The sequence below is a fragment of the Streptomyces sp. NPDC058773 genome (assembly GCF_042746015.1).
Taxonomy (GTDB): Bacteria; Actinomycetota; Actinomycetes; order Streptomycetales; family Streptomycetaceae; genus Streptomyces.
In genome coordinates, this window is the sequence record NZ_JBHYPE010000008.1 from 1 (window position 1) to 18,934 (window position 18,934).

Annotated in this window: 16 protein-coding genes and 1 riboswitch; of the genes, 10 read left to right on the plus strand and 6 right to left on the minus strand. The window is 70.0% G+C overall.

The window, feature by feature from the left end; all coding sequences use genetic code 11:
- The 5 genes from ACFW5B_RS09515 to gcvT all read right to left on the minus strand — a co-directional run.
- The coding region (locus ACFW5B_RS09515) for an L-serine ammonia-lyase (protein ID WP_386435794.1) at nucleotides 1-930 on the minus strand (930 nt) is incomplete at its 3' end.
- A gap of 100 nt (nucleotides 931-1,030) precedes the next feature.
- A complete protein-coding gene (locus ACFW5B_RS09520) occupies nucleotides 1,031-2,716 on the minus strand; it encodes an APC family permease (RefSeq protein ID WP_386435797.1) in 1,686 nt (561 codons plus the stop codon).
- Between the two features lie 241 nt (nucleotides 2,717-2,957).
- Nucleotides 2,958-4,217, minus strand: coding sequence for a serine hydroxymethyltransferase (gene glyA / locus ACFW5B_RS09525; protein ID WP_386435800.1), 1,260 nt, complete (start codon nucleotides 4,215-4,217; stop codon nucleotides 2,958-2,960).
- A 130-nt stretch (nucleotides 4,218-4,347) separates the two neighbouring features.
- Entirely contained in the window at nucleotides 4,348-4,725 is a 378-nt protein-coding gene (gene gcvH, locus ACFW5B_RS09530; protein WP_386435802.1) for a glycine cleavage system protein GcvH, read from the minus strand.
- A gap of 124 nt (nucleotides 4,726-4,849) precedes the next feature.
- Entirely contained in the window at nucleotides 4,850-6,031 is a 1,182-nt protein-coding gene (gene gcvT / locus ACFW5B_RS09535) for a glycine cleavage system aminomethyltransferase GcvT (protein WP_386435805.1), read from the minus strand.
- A gap of 149 nt (nucleotides 6,032-6,180) precedes the next feature.
- A riboswitch (glycine riboswitch) is annotated at nucleotides 6,181-6,276 on the minus strand.
- Nucleotides 6,277-6,535: 259 nt separating this feature from the next.
- On the opposite strand from gcvT, the gene ACFW5B_RS09540 reads away from it, so the two are divergent.
- From ACFW5B_RS09540 to ACFW5B_RS09580, 9 genes are all read left to right on the plus strand, one after another.
- Nucleotides 6,536-7,222 carry an AAA family ATPase gene (locus ACFW5B_RS09540; protein WP_386436301.1) on the plus strand — a complete coding sequence of 229 codons (687 nt, stop codon included), beginning with the start codon at nucleotides 6,536-6,538 and terminating at the stop codon, nucleotides 7,220-7,222.
- A gap of 87 nt (nucleotides 7,223-7,309) precedes the next feature.
- Nucleotides 7,310-8,116 carry an enhanced serine sensitivity protein SseB gene (locus ACFW5B_RS09545; RefSeq protein WP_386435807.1) on the plus strand — a complete coding sequence of 269 codons (807 nt, stop codon included), beginning with the start codon at nucleotides 7,310-7,312 and terminating at the stop codon, nucleotides 8,114-8,116.
- Between the two features lie 60 nt (nucleotides 8,117-8,176).
- Nucleotides 8,177-8,968, plus strand: a complete 792-nt coding sequence (locus tag ACFW5B_RS09550) for an enhanced serine sensitivity protein SseB C-terminal domain-containing protein (RefSeq protein ID WP_386435810.1) — start codon at nucleotides 8,177-8,179, stop codon at nucleotides 8,966-8,968.
- A gap of 382 nt (nucleotides 8,969-9,350) precedes the next feature.
- Nucleotides 9,351-10,349 (plus strand): ABC transporter permease, encoded by a 999-nt coding sequence (locus ACFW5B_RS09555; protein ID WP_386435813.1) that lies wholly within the window; start codon nucleotides 9,351-9,353, stop codon nucleotides 10,347-10,349.
- A 138-nt stretch (nucleotides 10,350-10,487) separates the two neighbouring features.
- A complete protein-coding gene (locus tag ACFW5B_RS09560) occupies nucleotides 10,488-12,239 on the plus strand; it encodes an ABC transporter substrate-binding protein (protein ID WP_386435816.1) in 1,752 nt (583 codons plus the stop codon).
- A gap of 78 nt (nucleotides 12,240-12,317) precedes the next feature.
- Entirely contained in the window at nucleotides 12,318-13,328 is a 1,011-nt protein-coding gene (locus ACFW5B_RS09565) for an ABC transporter permease (protein WP_386435819.1), read from the plus strand.
- Nucleotides 13,325-14,476, plus strand: a complete 1,152-nt coding sequence (locus ACFW5B_RS09570) for an ABC transporter ATP-binding protein (RefSeq protein ID WP_386435821.1) — start codon at nucleotides 13,325-13,327, stop codon at nucleotides 14,474-14,476. The genes ACFW5B_RS09565 and ACFW5B_RS09570 overlap by 4 nt, the downstream gene beginning before the upstream one ends.
- 65 nt (nucleotides 14,477-14,541) lie before the next feature.
- On the plus strand, nucleotides 14,542-15,621 hold the full coding sequence (locus ACFW5B_RS09575) for an ABC transporter ATP-binding protein (RefSeq protein WP_386436304.1): 1,080 nt from the start codon (nucleotides 14,542-14,544) through the stop codon (nucleotides 15,619-15,621).
- A 98-nt stretch (nucleotides 15,622-15,719) separates the two neighbouring features.
- Nucleotides 15,720-17,126, plus strand: coding sequence for a M1 family metallopeptidase (locus ACFW5B_RS09580; protein WP_386435823.1), 1,407 nt, complete (start codon nucleotides 15,720-15,722; stop codon nucleotides 17,124-17,126).
- A 37-nt stretch (nucleotides 17,127-17,163) separates the two neighbouring features.
- Here the strand turns inward: ACFW5B_RS09580 and ACFW5B_RS09585 are convergent, their stop codons facing one another.
- Nucleotides 17,164-17,799: a trimeric intracellular cation channel family protein gene (locus ACFW5B_RS09585; RefSeq protein WP_386435826.1), complete on the minus strand. Its 636-nt coding sequence runs from the start codon at nucleotides 17,797-17,799 to the stop codon at nucleotides 17,164-17,166.
- Nucleotides 17,800-17,895: 96 nt separating this feature from the next.
- On the opposite strand from ACFW5B_RS09585, the gene ACFW5B_RS09590 reads away from it, so the two are divergent.
- Nucleotides 17,896-18,747, plus strand: coding sequence for a thioesterase family protein (locus tag ACFW5B_RS09590; protein ID WP_386435829.1), 852 nt, complete (start codon nucleotides 17,896-17,898; stop codon nucleotides 18,745-18,747).
- The last annotated feature ends 187 nt before the right edge of the window (nucleotides 18,748-18,934 follow it).

The following is an 18,934-nucleotide window of genomic DNA, read 5'->3' on the forward strand; positions in this document are numbered from 1 at the left end:
GCAGCAGATGTAGTAGTGCAGGACGGCGGGGATGATGCCGGCCGCGCCGTTGGTGGGGGCGGTCACCACCCGGCCGCCGGCCGCGTTCTCCTCGTTCACGGCCATGGCGTAGAGGGTGGTCCACTCCATGGCGCGGGCGGCCGCATCGCCTTCGGACCGCAGCTGGCGGGCCGAGTGGGCGGCGCGGCGGCGGACCTTCAGGCCGCCGGGCAGGATGCCCTCGCGGGTCGTACCGCGGGTCACACAGGACTGCATGACCTGCCAGATCTCCAGCAGACCGGCGCGGATCTCGTCCTCGGTGCGCCAGGCCTTCTCGTTCTCCAGCATCAGGGCGGAGATGGACAGTCCGGTGTCCCGGGCCAGCCGCAGCAACTCGTCGCCGGTGCGGAAGGGGTGGGTCAGGACGGTGTCGTCGGGCACGATCGGGTTCTCGCCGGCGACCGCGTCCTCGTCGACGACGAAGCCGCCGCCCACCGAGTAGTACGTCTTCTCCAGCAGCGGGGCGCCCGCCGCGTCGTAGGCGAAGAGCGTCATGCCGTTCGCGTGGTAGGGCAGCGCTCGGCGGCGGTGCAGGATCAGCTCGTCCGCCTCGTCGAAGTCGATCTCGTGGGCGGCGCCTATTTCCGCGCCCAGCAGCCGCAGCCGCTTGGTGGTGCGGATGCGCTCCACCTCGTCGTCGGCGGATTCGACATCGACGGTGCGGGGCGAGTGGCCCTCCAGACCGAGGAGGACGGCCTTGGGGGTGCCGTGGCCGTGGCCGGTGGCGCCCAGCGAGCCGAAGAGTTCGGCGCGGACGCGGACCGTCTGGGAGAGCAGGCCGTCCTTCTTGAGGCGTCCGACGAACATCCGGGCGGCACGCATCGGGCCGACGGTGTGGGAGCTGGAGGGGCCGATGCCGATGGAGAAGAGGTCGAAGACGGAGATGGCCACGGGGGCGGACTCCCTTGTCTGCTCGTGGTGGACGGTGGAGCTGGGGGGAGGGGGGATTTCGCGCCGTTTTCGAGCGTAACCCGGACCCGGCGCGGGGCCCTCAGACGGACGCCATCGGGCGCCTGTCGTCGGAGGTAACAGGGGGTGCCGGGGCGGTTTCGGCGGGGGACAGGTCGCTGGTCAGGCCGCGTTCGTGGGCCTTGACCCCGGAGCGCACCGCCCAGAAGTAGAAGGCCGGGGCGGTGACCGCCATCACGGCGGTGCCCAGCACACCGGGGATGACGCCCCGGCCACCGAACTCCTCGCCGCCCAGCGCGGACACCGCGGCCGTCCACACCAGGAACGCGACCATCCACCACGCCGGGGCGAACTGCCGCAGCAGGCCCACCCGCGGGCCGGCCGCTCCCTCGCCCTGCGCGGTCTTGCCGCGGCGCCGCAGCACCAGCGCCGCGGCCGGGACGGCCAGCAGCGTCAGCACGGTGATCTTTCCGGTCTCCGGCCACTTCGACCAGTACAGCGCGCAGGCGGCGAAGGCGAAGGTCACCGGGCACAGCACCCCGGCGGCCGGCAGCCGGAAGGGACGGGGCAGATCGGGACGGGTCCGCCGCAGCACGCCCACCGCGATCGGGCCGATCAGATACGAGATGACCATGGCCGCCGACACCACACCGGCCAGCGCCTGCCAGCTGTGGCCGACGGTGAGCAGCAGCAGGACGGAGAAGGCGAGGTTGAGCCACATCGCCGGGCGGGCGGTGCCGTAGCGGGGGTGCACGGCGGCGAGCTTCCGGGGGAAGAAGCCGGTCTCGGCGAGGTTGGTGACCATGTACGCGGCCGAGGCGACATTGGCGATGTTGGAACCGGCCGGCGAGATGAACGCGCCGAACTGCAGCATGGTGACCACCCAGTGCAGCATCAGCAGCCCCGCCAGGTCGGCGAACGGCGAGCTGAGGTTCACGCCCTGCCAGCCGCCGGACCGCTCCAGCAGCTCCGGCGGCACGGCGCCGAGGTAGGCGACCTGGAGCGCCAGGTAGATCACCAGGCCCAGGGCCAGCGCGCCGACCAGGGCCACCGGGATGGCCCGGCCCGGGTTCTTCGCGGCCCCGCCGAGGTTGACCACGGCCTGGAAGCCGTTGAAGGCGAAGACCACACCGCAGGTGGTCACGGCGGTGAGCACGGCCGGCCAGCCGTACGGGGCGAAGCCGCCGTGGTCGGTGAAGTTCGAGGCGTGGAAACCGGAGCCGGCCAGAGCGAGCACCGCCAGCACCGGGATGGCGAACTTGACCAGGGTGAGCACCGTGTTGGCGCGGGCCAGCAGCTGGACCGACCAGAAGCAGGTCAGCCAGAGCGCGACGGTCAGGGCCAGCGACACCGCCGTGCCGGAGAGCGTCAGCTGATGGGTGGCCGGGTCGATCAGACCCTTGGCCCAGTCGAAGCTCCAGGACGTCATGTACTGGGTGGCCGCGATCGACTCGATCGGGATCAGCGAGGCGGTCGCGATCCACACCGCCCAGCCGGTGAGGAAGCCGAGGACCGGGCCGTGCGACAGATGCCCGTAGCGGGCCATGCCGCCGGGGATCGGGTAGGCCGAGCCGACCTCCGCGTACGACATCGCGATCAGGCCGATGAAGATGACTCCGATCACCCAGGCGACCAGCGCCGCGGGTCCCGCCACTTGAGCGGCGGAGCCGGCCCCGAAGAGCCAGCCGGAGCCGAAGATCGAGCCGATGCCGATCATGATGAGGGCGAACAGGCTGAGGCCCTTGCGCTCGCCGGCGCTCATGTCCATGGGAAGTGTCGTCCGTCCTGGTCTTGCCGTCTGCCCCCACGCTGCCGAAGGGCCTTTGACGTGTGTCGCCGACACCTTATTTCCGCCAAATGACGGGAATGCCGACGCGCTGCCGGATCACCGGCGCGCACCGGCCCCTGCGGACCGCCCGCCCGGGGCCAACAGCCCCGGGCGCACGGCCAGTTCGCCCCCGGGCCGCCGCACGCGGACGGCGGCCCGGGAGATCACCGCATGAGAAGCGTCACAGCGCCGGGTACAGCGGGAACTTTTCCGCGAGCGCGGCGACCCGGGCCTTGAGGGCCTCGGCGTCGAAGGCGGGCTTGAGGGCCTCGGCGATGATGTCGGCGACCTCGCGGAAGTCCTCGGCCTGGAAGCCGCGGGTGGCCAGGGCCGGGGTGCCGATGCGCAGGCCGGAGGTGACCATCGGCGGGCGCGGGTCGTTGGGGATCGCGTTGCGGTTGACGGTGATGCCGAGCTCGTGGAGGCGGTCCTCGGCCTGCTGGCCGTCCAGCTCGGAGTCGCGCAGGTCGACCAGGACGAGGTGGACGTCGGTGCCCCCGGACAGCACGGACACCCCGTGCTCCCGGACGTCGTCCTGGACCAGGCGCTCGGCCAGGATGCGGGCGCCGTCCAGGGTGCGCTGCTGGCGCTCCTTGAACTCGTCGGAGGCGGCGACCTTGAAGGAGACGGCCTTGGCGGCGATCACATGCTCCAGCGGACCACCCTGCTGACCGGGGAAGACCGCGGAGTTGATCTTCTTCGCCAGCTCCTGGGTGGAGAGGATCACACCGCCGCGGGGACCGCCGAGGGTCTTGTGGGTGGTGGTGGTGACCACGTGGGCGTGCGGCACGGGGGAGGGGTGCAGGCCCGCCGCGACCAGACCGGCGAAGTGCGCCATGTCGACCATGAGGTAGGCACCCACCTCGTCGGCGATGCGGCGGAAGGCGGCGAAGTCGAGCTGGCGGGGGTAGGCCGACCAGCCGGCGACGATCAGCTTGGGGCGGTGCTCCTTGGCGAGGCGCTCGACCTCCTCCATGTCGACGAGGTTGGTCTTCTCGTCGACGTGGTAGGCCACCACGTTGTACAGCTTGCCGCTGAAGTTGATCTTCATGCCGTGGGTCAGGTGCCCGCCGTGCGCGAGGTTCAGACCCAGGATGGTGTCGCCCGGCTTGATCAGGGCGAACATGGCGGCGGCGTTGGCCTGGGCGCCGGAGTGCGGCTGCACGTTGGCGGCCTCGGCACCGAAGAGCGCCTTGATGCGGTCGATGGCGATCTGCTCGACCACGTCGACGTGCTCACAGCCGCCGTAGTAGCGGCGGCCGGGGTAGCCCTCGGCGTACTTGTTGGTCAGGACGGAGCCCTGGGCCTCCATGACGGCGACGGGGGCGAAGTTCTCCGACGCGATCATTTCGAGGGTGGACTGCTGGCGGTGGAGCTCGGCGTCGACGGCGGCGGCGACGTCGGGGTCGAGCTCGTGGAGGGAGCTGTTGAGGAGCGACATGAGAGTTCCTGGGGAGTCAGAGGGCGCGGACGGGGTCGCCCGGGACGGAGTCCGGGGAGTTTCCACGCGGGCGGTGGCGGGTCGGAGCTCCCCCGTCCGGACGACGCCGGGAACGGGGGAGAGCCGGGGCTCAGCTCTGGATGAAGGCGGCGTATTCGTCGGCCGAGAGCAGTTCGCCCGGCTCACCGCTGATCTTCACCTTGAACAGCCAACCGCCCTCGAACGGGGCGGAGTTCACCAGTGAGGGGTCGTTGACGACATCCTCGTTGATCTCGCTGATCTCACCGTCGACGGGCGAGTAGAGATCGCTGACCGACTTGGTCGACTCCAGCTCGCCGCAGGTCTCACCCGCCGCGACCGTGGTACCGACCTCAGGGAGCTGGACGAAGACGACGTCGCCGAGCGCGTTGGCCGCGTGCTCGGTGATGCCGACCGTCGAGACGCCGTCCTCGGCGCCCGACAGCCACTCGTGCTCCTTGCTGTAGCGCAGCTGCTGGGGGTTGCTCATGGCTCGATTCTCCTGTACGCGAGGGTGTGATCGTGCATCGGGGGCACTCCCGGACGGTGCCCGGGGGAGGTCCGGTGCCGTGAGACGCGCGGGTGCGCGCCGCCGGCTCCGCAGCGGGTGGCCGTTACTTCTGCCGCTTGTAGAACGGCAGAGCGGTGACCTCGTACGGCTCATGGCTTCCACGGATGTCCACACAGACACCCTCGGTGCCCGGCGTGGCGTACGCCGCGTCGACATAGGCGATGGCGATCGGCTTGCCGAGCGTGGGGGACGGGGCCCCGGAGGTGACCTCGCCGATGACCGTGCCGTCCGCCGTGACGACCGGGTATCCGGCGCGCGGGACCCGACGGCCCCCGGCGATCAGACCGACCAGCTTGCGCGGCGGCTGTGCCTCGGCGCGCTCGGCGGCCGCGGTCAGCGCCGCGCGGCCCACGAAGTCCCCGCCGTTGGAGGTCTTCTCGAACTTCACGACCCGGCCCAGGCCCGCGTCGAACGGCGTGGTCGCGGTGGTCAGCTCGTGCCCGTACAGCGGCATGCCCGCCTCCAGGCGCAGGGTGTCCCGGCAGGACAGGCCGCAGGGCACCAGCCCGGCGCCCTTGCCCGCCTCGGTCAGCGCCTCCCAGAGGGCGACCGCGTCGGCCGGCCGGACGAACAGCTCGAAGCCGTCCTCACCGGTGTAGCCGGTCCGGGCGATCAGCGCCTCGACGCCGGCGACGGTGCCGGGCAGGCCCGCGTAGTACTTCAGGCCGTCCAGGTCGGCGTCGGTGAGCTGCGCGAGGATGCCGGGGGACTCCGGGCCCTGCACCGCGAGCAGCGCGTAGGCGTCCCGGTCGTCGCGGATCGCGGCGTCGAAGCCGCCGGCCCGTGCGGTCAGCGCGTCCAGCACCACCTGGGCGTTGGAGGCGTTGGCGACGACCATGTACTCCTGGTCGGCGAGGCGGTAGACGATCAGGTCGTCGAGGATGCCGCCCTCGGCCTCGCAGATCATGGTGTAGCGGGCGCGGCCCGTCTTGACCCCGCCGATGTTGCCGACCAGCGCGTAGTCGAGGAGGTCGGCGGCCTGCGGGCCGGTGACGGTGATCTCACCCATGTGGGAGAGGTCGAAGAGGCCGGCGCGGGTACGGACGGCGACATGCTCGTCGCGCTCGCTGGCGTAGCGCAGCGGCATGTCCCAGCCGGCGAAGTCGGTCATGGTCGCGCCGAGCGCGCGATGGGTGGCATCGAGAGGGGTACTGCGGCGCGTAGCGCCTCCGGCAAGGGCGGTGGCGGGCGACGGGGGGGAGGTACGGCGGGGGGCATCAGTCATGGTTCCGGGCTCCCAGGCAGGGGTGACAAGACGTTCTCCCCATCTGTCATCGGAACCTGAGAGGTTCACCGGGATCCCGCGAACGGACCCGGTTTGCACCTTGGGTGGAGCCGTCCCTCGACGGGCTGCGGCTCGCTTTTCAGATCTGCCTCGCCCGCGCGGTATAGGGGCCTGAGAGATTCAAGGGAGGACTTGCTCCTTCGGCGCCCCGCCATGACGGCCGGGGACTCTCCCGCACGGGTTCAAGCGGCCGGTATGCAGTTGGCGGTGCACGGGTGAGCTGTGATGTGCACGTGGCGGCCACATCATTACACGGGATCGCCGGTTAGAGGAGCCCCCTCCGCCGCCCCGCCCGCGACAGGGGCGGATCGGACAATCGCCTTGAACGTCATTACCTTTTCTTGACACTCTGCGGGTAAGGGACGGACTCGAACCGGAGCAGAACGGGCGGGGAGGGCGATCACGGTGCACAGCGAAGCGGCATTCGGGGCGACGTCAGGGGTCGTGCCGCCGGACGCCGTGCCGACGGCGCCCCCCGTCGCCACGTCCCGTAAGGGCCCTGCGCCGCGGGCCGTCGTCCGGCCGGGGCGCGGCGCCACGGTCGTGGACCTGCGGGGCGGGGAGCGGCCGGCGGGCGCCGCCGAGCTGCGGTTCCCGGCCGGCGACCTGGTGGTGGTCTCCGGGTTGCCGGGCAGCGGCAAGAGCACCCTCATGCACCGTGTGGTCCCGCCGCTGGACGGCCGCGGCGCCGTGGTGCACCGCATCGATTCGCAGGACGTCCGCGAGCGCTGGGAGCGCGGCCGACTCCGCCGGCTGCCGTACGGCCTCTACCGCCCGCTGGTCCGGGCCGCCCACTACCTGGCCCTGGGCCGGGCGCTGCGCTCCGGCGACAGCGTGGTGGTGCACGACTGCGGGACGCTGGCGTGGGTGCGCCGCTGGATCGCGCGCACGGCGCTGCGCGGCGGCCGCGGGGCGCATCTGGTGCTGCTCGACGTGCCGCCCGGGGTGGCGCTCTCCGGCCAGGAGTCCCGCGGGCGCGGGGTGTCGGGGTACGCCTTCGCCCGGCACCGCCGTGCGGTGGGCCGGCTGGTCGGTGCCGCGGAGGAGGCCCGGCTGCCGAAGGGCTTCCGCTCGGCGGTGCTCCTCGACCGGCGGACGACGAGTGCACTGGAGACCCTCGCCTTCCATTGATGCCGGGCACGCCCCCGCACACCACACCGCGCGCCATCTCGTTTAGGGTCTTTGGCCAGATGGCGCGGTTTGGAACGGGTGGGACACATGACATTTCCGGAGCAGGGGATACCGCAGCTGGCGTGGCCGGCGAACGAGCTCGAAGAGGTGCTGTCCGCGTCGGTCGGACACCCCGGCGCGGGCGCCCGGATCGTCGAGGTCCTCGGCCGTAGCCGGCTGTGGGTGCCGCTGCCCGAGGGCGGCGGCCCGGAGAGTGCGGGCCCCGGAGCCCGCGGCCTGGATCTGCCCACCGTCGAGCTCGACGGCGCGCCGTACGTCCCGGTCTACAGCTCCGAGCAGGAGTTCCTGCGGGTCGTCGGCTCGCACATGTCCTTCACCGTCGCCCCCGCGCGGGAGTTCGCCCGCGGGCTGCCGCCGACGGTCGGCATCGCGGTCAACCCCGACGGCACGGTCGGCGTCCCGCTCCCGCCGCCCGCGGTGGCCGAAATCTGCCGTGAGCGGCGTCCGGGACACCAGGAATTCGACGGGCTGCCGAGCGGCGGCCGGGTGCGGCTCTTCGAACCGGACTGGCAGGACGAGCCGGTGGACTTCCTGGCCGCGGCCGGGCTGGAGTTCTCCGGCGCCGGAATTGTCCTGAGTGCCCGGCGTGCCCTGGCAAGTGTCGAGGGTGACACGCCCGCGCTGTTCGTCGGTGTTCAGGTTGCGGCGGATGCCGTCGCTCTCCAGGACGGCGCCGCCCGCGAGACGGTACTCTCGGCCCTGGGACGGGCGCTCGGCGTGGTGCCCCTGCCCTGGCCCGTACAGCTCGTCATGCTCGACCTCGCCCAGGGTGACCCGGTCGCCAACTGGATGCTGGAGCGTGTGCGGCCCTTCTACTCCCGGGACCACTCGTAAGCTGGTTGGATGACAGGCGGGTGCACCCCACGTGCCCTGCCGAGAGAAGGGACGGACCACGTGAGCGCGGGTGCGCATCAGGGGCCGGCGGCGGCCGGACAGCTGGAGCAGCTGCTGCAGCAGGTCTCGCCCGGCCGTTACGACGCCTATGAAGCACTGCTGCACGCGCTCGCCGCGGGCCAGGTGTGGATGTTGCTCTGGCAGGGCCGGGCCGGTATGCCCGATGCGCAGTACGGAAACATGGAGGTCGACGGCCTCGGCTATGCGCCGTGCGTGACCTCGGCGCCCGAACTCGCCGCCTCCGGCTGGAACCGCGACCACGAGGTGGTCACCGGCGCGGAGATCGCCGCCTCGCTCTTTCCCGACCGCTGGGGCCTGTGGCTCAACCCGCATGCGCCCGGCGGCGGTGTCGGCATCCCCTGGCTGGATCTGCGCCGTATCGCGGGCGGCCTCGACCGGCTGCCCGCCGGACCGCTGCGGATCTCCGAACCGGTCATCGACATTCCGCAGTTCTACGCGCTGCTCGCGCAGAACGCCCACCGGACGCCCGCCGTGCGGTCGCTGCGCCGTGCCTGGGTGCAGCCCGCGCTCGGCGCCCCGTATCTGGCGATCGGTCTGGATCTGTACGACACCGGCCAACCCGCGGTGGACTCGGTGCGGTTGATGATCCAGCAGTCGATCGGCGCGGTGCCGGACGGTCTGCCGGTCTCCACGGTCGCCATGAACGACGAGTACGACCCGGTCGGCATGTGGATGCGGGCCTCCACGCGGCCCTTCTTCGACCGGGACGGCTATGTCCAGCCGGCGGCTCCCGCGCCCTCGTACGGCTACGGCTACCCCCGCCCCTACTGACGCCGGACGGCGCCGCTCCGGCGCCGGCCGCCGGGCGAATTCGCCCCATCTGCCCCGTCGTTGCGCCCCTTTCCCACGGGTTTGTACTCCGCTCAGGCCGAACTGGTGTCCGTATAACGGAAAGCCGTGGAACACATCACAGTTGCGCATCCTTTCCTGACCAGGACTGGTGACTGATCGCGAGTCGGATGAAGACTCCGGCAACAGAGGGCCTCGGCCCCATGTACGAGCGTCATCCCGATCGGCGTCGCGCGCACCTTCCGAATCTCCATAACGGCGAACTTCCGCGATGCCCGCAGGACTTGCACCAGCGATGTGAATCAGGCCGCGACCGCGGCGCACAGGGGGCCGGCCTCGTCGGCCGAGAGGGGTCAAGGGCACCGTGACCGCACCGATCGAGACCACCGGAGCAGCTGCTGAGGCGCAGCCGGAAGCGGTGCTCAAGGGCGTGGAGGGAAAGCGGATCGAGGGGCGCTCCCTCGGTCAGATCGCCTGGCTGCGCTTCCGGCGGGACAAGGTCGCGGTGGCCGGTGCCATCGTTGTCATCCTGCTCATCGCCATCGCCGCGCTCTCCCGCCCGATCCAGTCCCTGCTGGGGCTGGACCCCAACAGCCCCAACCAGTCGCTGATCGACCCCAACACCACGCTTCCCAAGGGCGACTTCGGCGGAATGAGCGGGGACCACCCGCTGGGCGTGGACCCGAAGTTCGGCCGCGATCTGCTCGCCCGGATCCTGGAGGGCTCCTGGGTGTCGCTGATCGTGGCGTTCGGCGCGACCCTGCTGTCGGTTGCCATCGGCACCGTTCTCGGGGTGGTCGCCGGCTTCTACCGCGGGCGGGTGGACGCCTTCATCAGCCGGATGATGGATGTCTTCCTGGCCTTCCCGCTGCTGCTGTTCGCCATCGCGATCTCCGCCTCGCTGCAGGGCGGCGCCTTCGGCCTGGAGGGCCTGCCGCTGCACATCTCGGTGCTGATCTTCGTCATCGGCTTCTTCAACTGGCCGTACATGGGGCGGATCGTGCGCGCGCAGACGCTGTCGCTGCGCGAGCGGGAATTCGTGGACGCCGCCCGCGGCATGGGGGCGCGCGGACCGTTCATCCTCTTCCGGGAGCTGCTGCCCAACCTGGTGGGCCCGATCATCGTCTACTCGACGCTGCTGATCCCCTCCAACATCCTCTTCGAGGCGGCGCTGAGCTTCCTGGGCGTCGGTATCCAGCCTCCCCAGGCGTCCTGGGGCGGCATGCTCAACCAGGCGGTCAAGTACTACGAGGTCGACCCCCAGTACATGATCGTCCCCGGCCTCGCGATCTTCGTCACCGTGCTGGCGTTCAACCTGCTCGGTGACGGTCTGAGGGACGCGCTGGACCCGCGCAGCCGCTGAGGCCGTGCCTGGCACCCGCTCAGAAAGTCTCACCCGCGTTTTTCCGCAGTGACGCAGTGACGCAGTTCCGCTAGTTCCGCAGTTCCGACATATCGACGTATCGACGTTTCTCGACGAACGAAGGGGACACCGACCATTATGCGAAGGTCAGTTCCGGTCGCGGCTGTCGCGGCCATCACCAGTGCGGGCCTTTTGCTGGCCGGCTGCAGTGGGGGCAAGGGCTCCTCGGACGAATCCGGCGAGGCGAACGCCGCCACCAAGGGCATCGTCAATGCCTCGGACGCGAAGGGCGGCACGGTCACCTACGCGATCAGCGACGCCCCCGAGTCGTTCGACCCGGGCAACACGTACTACGCCTTCATCTACAACTTCAGCCGGCTCTACGCGCGCCCGCTCACCACGTTCAAGCCGGGCCCCGGCCCGAAGGGCAACGAGCTGGTCCCGGACCTCGCCGAGTCGATGGGCAAGCCCAGCGACGGCGGCAAGACCTGGACGTACAAGATCCGCAAGGGCGTCAAGTACGACGACGGCTCCGAGGTCACCGCGCAGGACGTCAAGTACGCCGTCGAGCGCAGCAACTTCGCGCGCGACACCCTCTCGCTGGGCCCGAATTACTTCCAGCAGTTCCTCAAGGACAACGACGGCGGCTACAAGGGTCCCTACAAGGACAAGAGCAAGGCCGGTCTGAAGTCCATCGAGACCCCGGACGAGCAGACCATCGTCTTCCATCTGAAGAAGCCGTTCGCCGAGTTCGACTACCTGGTGAGCGCCCCGCAGACCGCTCCGGTACCGCAGGCCAAGGACAAGGGCGCCGACTACACCAAGTCCGTGCTGTCCACCGGCTCGTACAAGTTCGAGAGCTACGAGGAGGGCAAGAAGCTCACCCTGGTCCGCAACCCGCAGTGGTCCGCGAAGACCGACCCGCTGCGCAAGCAGCTGCCGGACAAGATCGTCCTGAATCTGAAGGTCGCCCAGTCGACCATCGACAAGGACCTCAAGTCCGGCAACACCCTGGTGGACCTGGCCGGCCGTGGTGTCGACGGGCAGACGCAGGCCCAGCTCCTGACCGATCCCAAGGAGAAGGCCAACACCGACAACACGCTCGGCCAGCGGCTCGTCTACACGGCGCTCAACACCAAGGTGAAGCCGTTCGACAACATCGAGTGCCGCAAGGCCGTCCAGTACGCCATCGACAAGAAGGCCGTACAGACCTCGCTCGGCGGCCCGATACGCGGTGAGCTGGCCTCCACGGTCCTGCCGACCGACATCGACGGCTACCAGAAGTACGACCTGTACCCGCAGAAGTACGACGGCGACAAGCTGGATCTGACCGAGGCCAAGAAGCACTGGGACAAGTGCGGCGCCGGCAAGACCACGACCACGATCCTGGCCCGCAACGACCGCCAGGACGAGGTCGACGCGGCCACCACGGTCATCGACTCGCTCAAGAAGATCGGCGTCACCGCCAAGATCCAGTCCTACCCGACCAGCAAGTACTTCTCGGACTACGCCGGTGTGCCGAAGTTCAACAAGAAGAACAACGTCGGCCTGATCATGATGCAGTGGGGCTCGGACTTCCCCACCGGCTACGGCTACCTCCAGCAGATCCTCAACGGCAAGGCGATCAGCCAGTCCGGTAACACCAACCTGTCGGAGCTGGACGACCCGGAGATCAACAAGCTGCTCGACAGCGCCATCGCCAACACCGACAAGGCGGCCCGCGAGAAGGCGTACGCCGAGATCGACAAGAAGACGATGGAGCAGGCGGCGATCGTTCCGCTCACCTACTTCAAGGTCCTGATGTACCGCTCGCCCAAGGCCACCAACCTGGTGTCCACTTCGGCCTTCAGCGGTCAGTACGACTACCTCAACATCGGCGTCAAGAAGTAGCAGCCCTGGAAGGCAGGTGAAGGCATTGGTGTCCGCGGGCCGGTTCCGGCCGGCCCGCGGCGCCGAGGCCGCATCCCCGTGTTCTCGTACATCATCCGCAGGTTGATCAGCGCAGTGATTCTGCTGCTGATCGTCAGCGCGGTCACCTTCGGCATCTTCTTCCTGCTGCCGAAGCTGGCCGGGCAGAGCACCGACCAGCTTGCCCAGCAGTACATCGGCAAGGCCCCTACCCCGGCGGACATCGCCGCGGTGAAGAAGAATCTCGGCCTGGACAAGCCCGTGTACGAGCAGTACTGGGACTTCCTCAAGGGCATCTTCGTCGGCGTCGACTACAAATTCGGTCCGGAAGCGGCCAAGTGCCATGTGCCGTGCTTCGGTTACTCCTTCAAGACTCATATCGAGGTGTGGCCGGAGATCCAGTCCCGGCTCCCGGTGACCCTCTCGCTGGCCGCCGGCGCGGCCGTGCTGTGGGTCGTCTCCGGTGTCGCCACCGGTGTGCTCTCCGCGCTGCGCCCCGGCTCGCTCTTCGACCGGATGGCGATGGGCGTGGCGCTGGCCGGTGTCTCCCTCCCGATGTTCTTCACGGGAGCCCTGGCCCTGGCCCTGTTCACCTACCAGTGGCCGATCTTCGAACGCAGCGACTACATCTATCTGACCGAGGACCCGCTGGGCTGGGCCCGGACCCTGGTCCTGCCCTGGGTCACCCTGGCCTTCCTCTACTCCGCGCTCTACGCCCGGCTCACCCGGGCGGGCATGCTGGAGACGCTGAGCGAGGACTACATCCGTACGGCCCGCGCCAAGGGGCTGCGGGAGCGCAAGGTGGTCGTACGGCACGGTCTGCGGGCCGCGCTCACCCCGATCATCACGGTCTTCGGCATGGACCTGGGCCTGCTGCTCGGCGGTGCGCTGATCACCGAACAGGTCTTCTCGCTCAAGGGAGTCGGCGCCTTCGCCGTCGAGGCGATCAACGCCAACGACCTGCCGAACATCCTCGGCGTCACCTTGCTCGCCGCGTTCTTCATCGTCATGTGCAACCTGGTGGTGGACGTTCTGTACGCCGCCGTCGACCCGCGGGTGAGGCTCTCGTGACCGACTCCTCCGAGGACAAGACCGAGACCGCGGCGGCCGGGTCCGCCGCGGTCACCACCACCGAGAAGGCACCGCCGCCCTTCCTCCAGGTGCGGGACCTGAAGGTGCACTTCCGCACCGATGACGGGCTGGTGAAGTCCGTCGACGGGCTGAACTTCAGCCTGGAGAAGGGCAGGACGCTCGGCATCGTCGGCGAGTCCGGCTCCGGCAAGTCCGTCACCTCGCTCGCCGTGATGGGCCTGCACCGCGCCTCCCGCCAGCAGCGCAGCAAGGTCGACATGTCCGGTGAGATCTGGCTGGACGGCAAGGAGCTGGTCTCCGCCGATCCGGACGAGGTGCGCCGGCTGCGCGGCCGCGAGATGGCGATGATCTTCCAGGACCCGCTGTCCGCGCTGCACCCCTTCTACTCGGTCGGCAACCAGATCATGGAGGCCTACCGCGTCCACCACGACGTCGACAAGAAGACCGCGCGCAAGCGGGCCGTCGAGATGCTCGACCGGGTCGGCATCCCGCAGCCCGACAAGCGGATCGACGACCATCCGCACCAGTTCTCCGGCGGTATGCGCCAGCGCGCCATGATCGCGATGGCACTGGTCAACAACCCCGAGCTGCTGATCGCGGACGAGCCGACCACGGCGCTGGACGTCACCGTCCAGGCGCAGATCCTGGACCTGATCCGCGATCTGCAGAAGGAGTTCGGCTCGGCGGTCATCATCATCACCCACGACCTCGGGGTGGTCGCCGAGCTGGCCGACGATCTGCTGGTGATGTACGGCGGCCGGTGCGTCGAGCGCGGCCCGGCCGAGAAGGTCTTCTACGAGCCCCAGCACCCCTACACCTGGGGTCTGCTCGGGTCCATGCCGCGCATCGACCGTGCGCAGACGGACCGGCTGATCCCGGTCAAGGGCTCCCCGCCCAGCCTGATCAACGTCCCGTCCGGCTGTGCATTCAACCCCCGCTGCCCGTATGCGGACGTGCCGAAGGACAACCTCACCCGTACGGTCCGCCCCGAGCTGCGCGAGGCCGGCAGTGGGGGCACCCCCGCCAATGGGGGCGTAGCCGACGGGGGAGGGCACTTCTCCGCCTGCCACATGTCGCAGGAGGAGCGGGAGCGTATCTGGACCGAAGAGATTGCGCCGAAGCTGTGACCGAGACGACTGACGACCAGAAGACGACTGACGACCGGAAGACGACCGACGACCGGGACAAGAAGATCCCGCTCCAGAAGGGGGCCTCCGAGGAGGCCCGGGCCGACGCCGCTCCACTGCTGAAGGTCCGCGGGCTGGTGCGGCACTTCCCGATCACCAAGGGCCTGCTCAAGCGGCAGGTCGGCGCGGTGCAGGCGGTGGACGGCATCGACTTCGACGTGCGGCCCGGCGAAACGCTCGGTGTCGTCGGCGAGTCCGGCTGCGGCAAGTCGACGATGGGCCGGCTGATCACCCGGCTCGACGAACCGACCGGCGGCCGCATCGAGTTCCAGGGCCAGGACATCACCCATCTGTCCCCGGGACGGCTGCGGCCGATGCGCCGGGACGTACAGATGATCTTCCAGGACCCGTACGGTTCGCTGAACCCCCGGCACACCATCGGCGGGATCGTCTCCACTCCCTTCCGCCTCCAGGGCATCGAACCCGAGGGCGGGGTGAAGAAGGAGGTGCAGCGGCTGCTGGAGCTGGTGGGCCTGAGCCCGGAGCACTACAACCGCTATCCGCACGAGTTCTCCGGCGGCCAGCGCCAGCGCATCGGCATCGCCCGCGCGCTGGCGCTCAAGCCCAAGCTGGTGGTCGCCGACGAGCCGGTCTCCGCGCTGGACGTGTCGATCCAGGCCCAGGTCGTCAACCTCATGGACGACCTCCAGGAGGAGCTGGGCCTGACGTACGTCATCATCGCCCACGACCTCTCGGTGATCCGGCACGTCTCGGACCGGATCGCGGTGATGTACCTCGGCAAGATCGTGGAGTTGGCCGACCGCACGGCGCTGTACGAGACACCGATGCACCCGTATACCAAGGCGCTGCTGTCGGCCGTTCCGGTGCCCGACCCCAAGCGGCGCACCCAGCGCGACCGCATCCTGCTCAAGGGCGATGTGCCCTCGCCGATCAACCCGCCGTCCGGCTGCCGGTTCCGTACCCGCTGCTGGAAGGCGACCGAGGAGTGCGCGACCACCGAACCGCCGCTGGTCACGCTGCGGACCGGTCATCAGGTGGCCTGCCACCACCCGGAGAACGCGCCCGGTCCGGCCCCGTCCGCCGGGGCGTCCGGCGGGTCCGGCCAGGCACCAACCAGCAAGTAATACTGAGGAATTGGCAAAATCCCGGACGTAACAGTACGGGAGGGTGCAGAGTCGGCGCGATTGTTCTTCATTCGCCCGTGTGTCCGAAAGGACGGCTCATGGCACTCTCCCGTTCTGCGCGTCGCACCTCCCGCTGGCTCGCTCTGGCCACCGCCGTGGCCTCGGCGGCCTCCATCGCCGCCGCTCCCGGCGCCTCCCCCGGCGCCCCCGGCGTCGGTGACCCGTACTTCCCCCGCCTCGGCAACGGCGGCTTCGACGCCCTGCATTACGACCTCGGCGTCAGCTACCACCCCGGCAGCGGCCGCCTCGACGGCCGCACGAAGCTCACCGCCAGGGCCACTCAGAACCTCTCCCGTTTCGACCTCGACCTCCAGAAGCTGACGGTCGACACGGTCCGGGTGAACGGCCGGAAGGCCCACTTCGGCAGATCCGGCGACGAGATAACCGTCCGCCCCGACTTCCCGCTGCGCCGCGGCTCGAAGTTCACCGTCACCGTCGCCTACCACGGTGTCCCCAAGCCGCTCAGCGGCCCGATCGTCTTCGGCTCCGACTACGGCTGGATGAAGACCGAGGACGGGGTCTTCGTCGCCTGCGAGCCGAACGCCGCCTCGACGTGGTTCCCCTCCAGCGACCACCCGAACGACAAGGCGACCTACGACATCCGCATCGACGCCCCCAAGGGCCTGACCGGCGTCTCCAACGGGCGGCTGGTCGGCTCCGGGGAGCGGCACGGCCGGTCCTGGGCCCACTGGCGCGAGAAGCGTCCCATGGCGACGTACCTCGCCACCGCCACCATCGGGAAGTTCGACATCCGTACGGGCACCACGCCCGGCGGCACCCCCATCTACGTCGCCACCGACCCCACGCTGCCCACCGGCAAGGTCGACGTCTACGGCATCACCGCCGAGGCCACCGACTACTGGTCGAAGGTCTTCGGGCCGTACCCCTTCGAGGAGACCGGCGCGATCGTCGACGACATGCCGCAGGCCGGCTTCTCCCTGGAGGTCCAGTCCAAGCCGGTCTACTCGGCGGTGCGCAGCGAGTCGACCATCGTCCACGAGCTGGCGCACCAGTGGTTCGGCGACTCGGTCTCCGTGAAGCGGTGGCAGAACATCTGGCTCAACGAGGGCTTCGCCACCTACGCGCAGTGGCTGTGGAACGAGCACCGCGGCACCCGCAGCGCCCATGACACCCTCCGCGCCCAGTACGCCGGCATCCCGGCCGACAACGACTTCTGGAAGGTGAAGGTCGGCGATCCGCAGCGGGACACCATGTTCGCGAGCGCGGTCTACGTCCGGGGTGCGATGACGCTCCAGGTGCTGCGGGAGCGGATCGGTGACAAGGCGTTCTTCGAGCTGCTGCCGGCCTGGACCGCCCGTCACCGCTACGGCAACGCGGAGACCGCCCAGTTCGTCGCGCTCGCCGAGAAGATCTCCGGGCAGCAGCTGGACGACCTCTTCGACACCTGGCTGAACACGGACGGCAAGCCGGCGCTGCCGCAGTAGGCATCGGCCCTTGAGCCGGCAGGCCTCGGCCCTCGGGTCAGTCGGCGTCCGCCCGGCTGCCCCGGGGGCGCAGCTGCTCCGGCCGCGGCAGGTGCAGCCCGAGGTAGACGGCCCCCATCCGCAGGGCGAACACCACCCCCGCCGAGACCACCGCGGCGGGGGTGGCGCCGGTGCCGAGGTGGTGCAGCAGCAGATAGCAGCCGCCGCCGGCCAGCGCGGCGATCGCATAGACGTCCTCGCGCAGCAGCAGCGGCGGGAACTCCCCGCACAGCACATCGCGGATGACCTCACCGGCGACACCGGTCAGCACCGCCAGGATGATCACGGCGAGCGGGGTGGCGCCCGCGTCGATCGCGGCGCGGGCGCCGATCACCGTGACGACGGACAGCCCGACCGCGTCGACCACCAGCAGCGACTTGTGCGGCAGCTGCCAGAACCGCAGGTAGATCATGGTGCCGACACCGACACAGATGATCACGGTCAGCAGCACCCAGTCGTGCGTCCAGTACAGCGGCCGCCGGTCGAGGATGAGATCGCGCAGCGTGCCGCCGGAGATCGACGCGGCGAAGGCGAGCACCAGGCCGCCGAACGGGTCCATGTTGGCGCGGTAGGCGGCCAGCACCCCGCTCGCCGCGAAGGCCGCGACGCCGACAAGGTAGAGGACGTGAAGCATGGCGCTCATCATGGCAGGCGCGGAACGAACGCTTCCGCCCGAGGCCGTTAAAACTGACACTACCGGTCGGTAACCATCCGGTGTAGCGTGCAGCCCATGGCTCTGGTGACCCACGGCAACAGCGAGTTCGACCGCGACACGGCGGTCAGTCGCCGCGCCCCCGGCGTCTATGACGCCCATCTCTCGGCCGGCTGGACGATCATCCAGGCGGTCAACGGCGGCTACCTCCTCGCCCTCATGGGCCGCGCCCTCGGCGACGCCCTCCCGCACCCCGACCCGATGTCGGTCACCGCGCACTACCTGACCGCCTCGGCCCCGGGCCCCGCCGTGATCCGCACCGAAGTGGTCCGCACCGGCCGCACGATGTCGACCGGCACCGCCACCCTCGTCCAGTTCGCCGAGGACGGCAGCGAGGTCGAGCGGCTCCGGGTGCTCGCCGCGTACGGCGACCTCGATGCCCTGCCCGACGAGGTCCACACCACCGCCAAACCCCCGGCCATCCCGCCGTACGAACACTGCCTCGGCACGGACAGCGCCCCCGACGGCCGCCCCGCGATCCCCGGCAGCACCGCCATCGCCGAGCGGCTCGCCCTCCGCCTGGACCCGGCGACCGCGGGCTGGGCCGTCGGCGCCCCCTCCGGCAAGGGCGAGATGCGCGCCTGGTTCGGCCTCGCCGACGGCCGTGAACCCGACCCGCTCTCCCTCCTCCTGACCGTCGACGCACTGCCCCCCACCGCCTTCGAGATGGGCCTCTCCGGCTGGGTCCCCACCGTCGAACTCACCGCCCACATCCGCCACCGCCCGGCCCCCGGCCCCCTCCGCGTCGCCATCACCACCCGCAACCTCGCCGGCGGCTTCCTGGAGGAGGACGCCGAGGTCTGGGACTCGGAGGACCGACTGGTCGCGCAGTCGCGGCAGTTGGCGCGGGCGGTGTTGTTGGAGGGGTAGGGGAGTCCGCGGTGCGCTCGCACGTCAGGGCGGGGTCCTCACTCAGGGCCGCCGGACGCGGGCTGACCGGCTGACGGCCCCCCTCCCCGCACCCATCACGCCACGAACTCCCCAGCGCCGCCGTGAGTGGCTGGTGACTCCTTACGTGGCGTCCACAGTGGCGCCCGAGGCGGCCCCGGCCTTCTGG

Coding starts and splice junctions, on each gene's coding strand:
- ACFW5B_RS09520 (WP_386435797.1), bottom strand. CDS start 2,716: ATGGACATGAGCGCCGGCGAGCGCAAGGGCCTCAGCCTGTTCGCCCTC.
- glyA (WP_386435800.1), bottom strand. CDS start 4,217: ATGTCGCTCCTCAACAGCTCCCTCCACGAGCTCGACCCCGACGTCGCC.
- gcvH (WP_386435802.1), bottom strand. CDS start 4,725: ATGAGCAACCCCCAGCAGCTGCGCTACAGCAAGGAGCACGAGTGGCTG.
- gcvT (WP_386435805.1), bottom strand. CDS start 6,031: ATGACTGATGCCCCCCGCCGTACCTCCCCCCCGTCGCCCGCCACCGCC.
- ACFW5B_RS09545 (WP_386435807.1), top strand. CDS start 7,310: ATGACATTTCCGGAGCAGGGGATACCGCAGCTGGCGTGGCCGGCGAAC.
- ACFW5B_RS09560 (WP_386435816.1), top strand. CDS start 10,488: ATGCGAAGGTCAGTTCCGGTCGCGGCTGTCGCGGCCATCACCAGTGCG.
- ACFW5B_RS09580 (WP_386435823.1), top strand. CDS start 15,720: ATGGCACTCTCCCGTTCTGCGCGTCGCACCTCCCGCTGGCTCGCTCTG.
- ACFW5B_RS09585 (WP_386435826.1), bottom strand. CDS start 17,799: ATGCTTCACGTCCTCTACCTTGTCGGCGTCGCGGCCTTCGCGGCGAGC.
- ACFW5B_RS09590 (WP_386435829.1), top strand. CDS start 17,896: ATGGCTCTGGTGACCCACGGCAACAGCGAGTTCGACCGCGACACGGCG.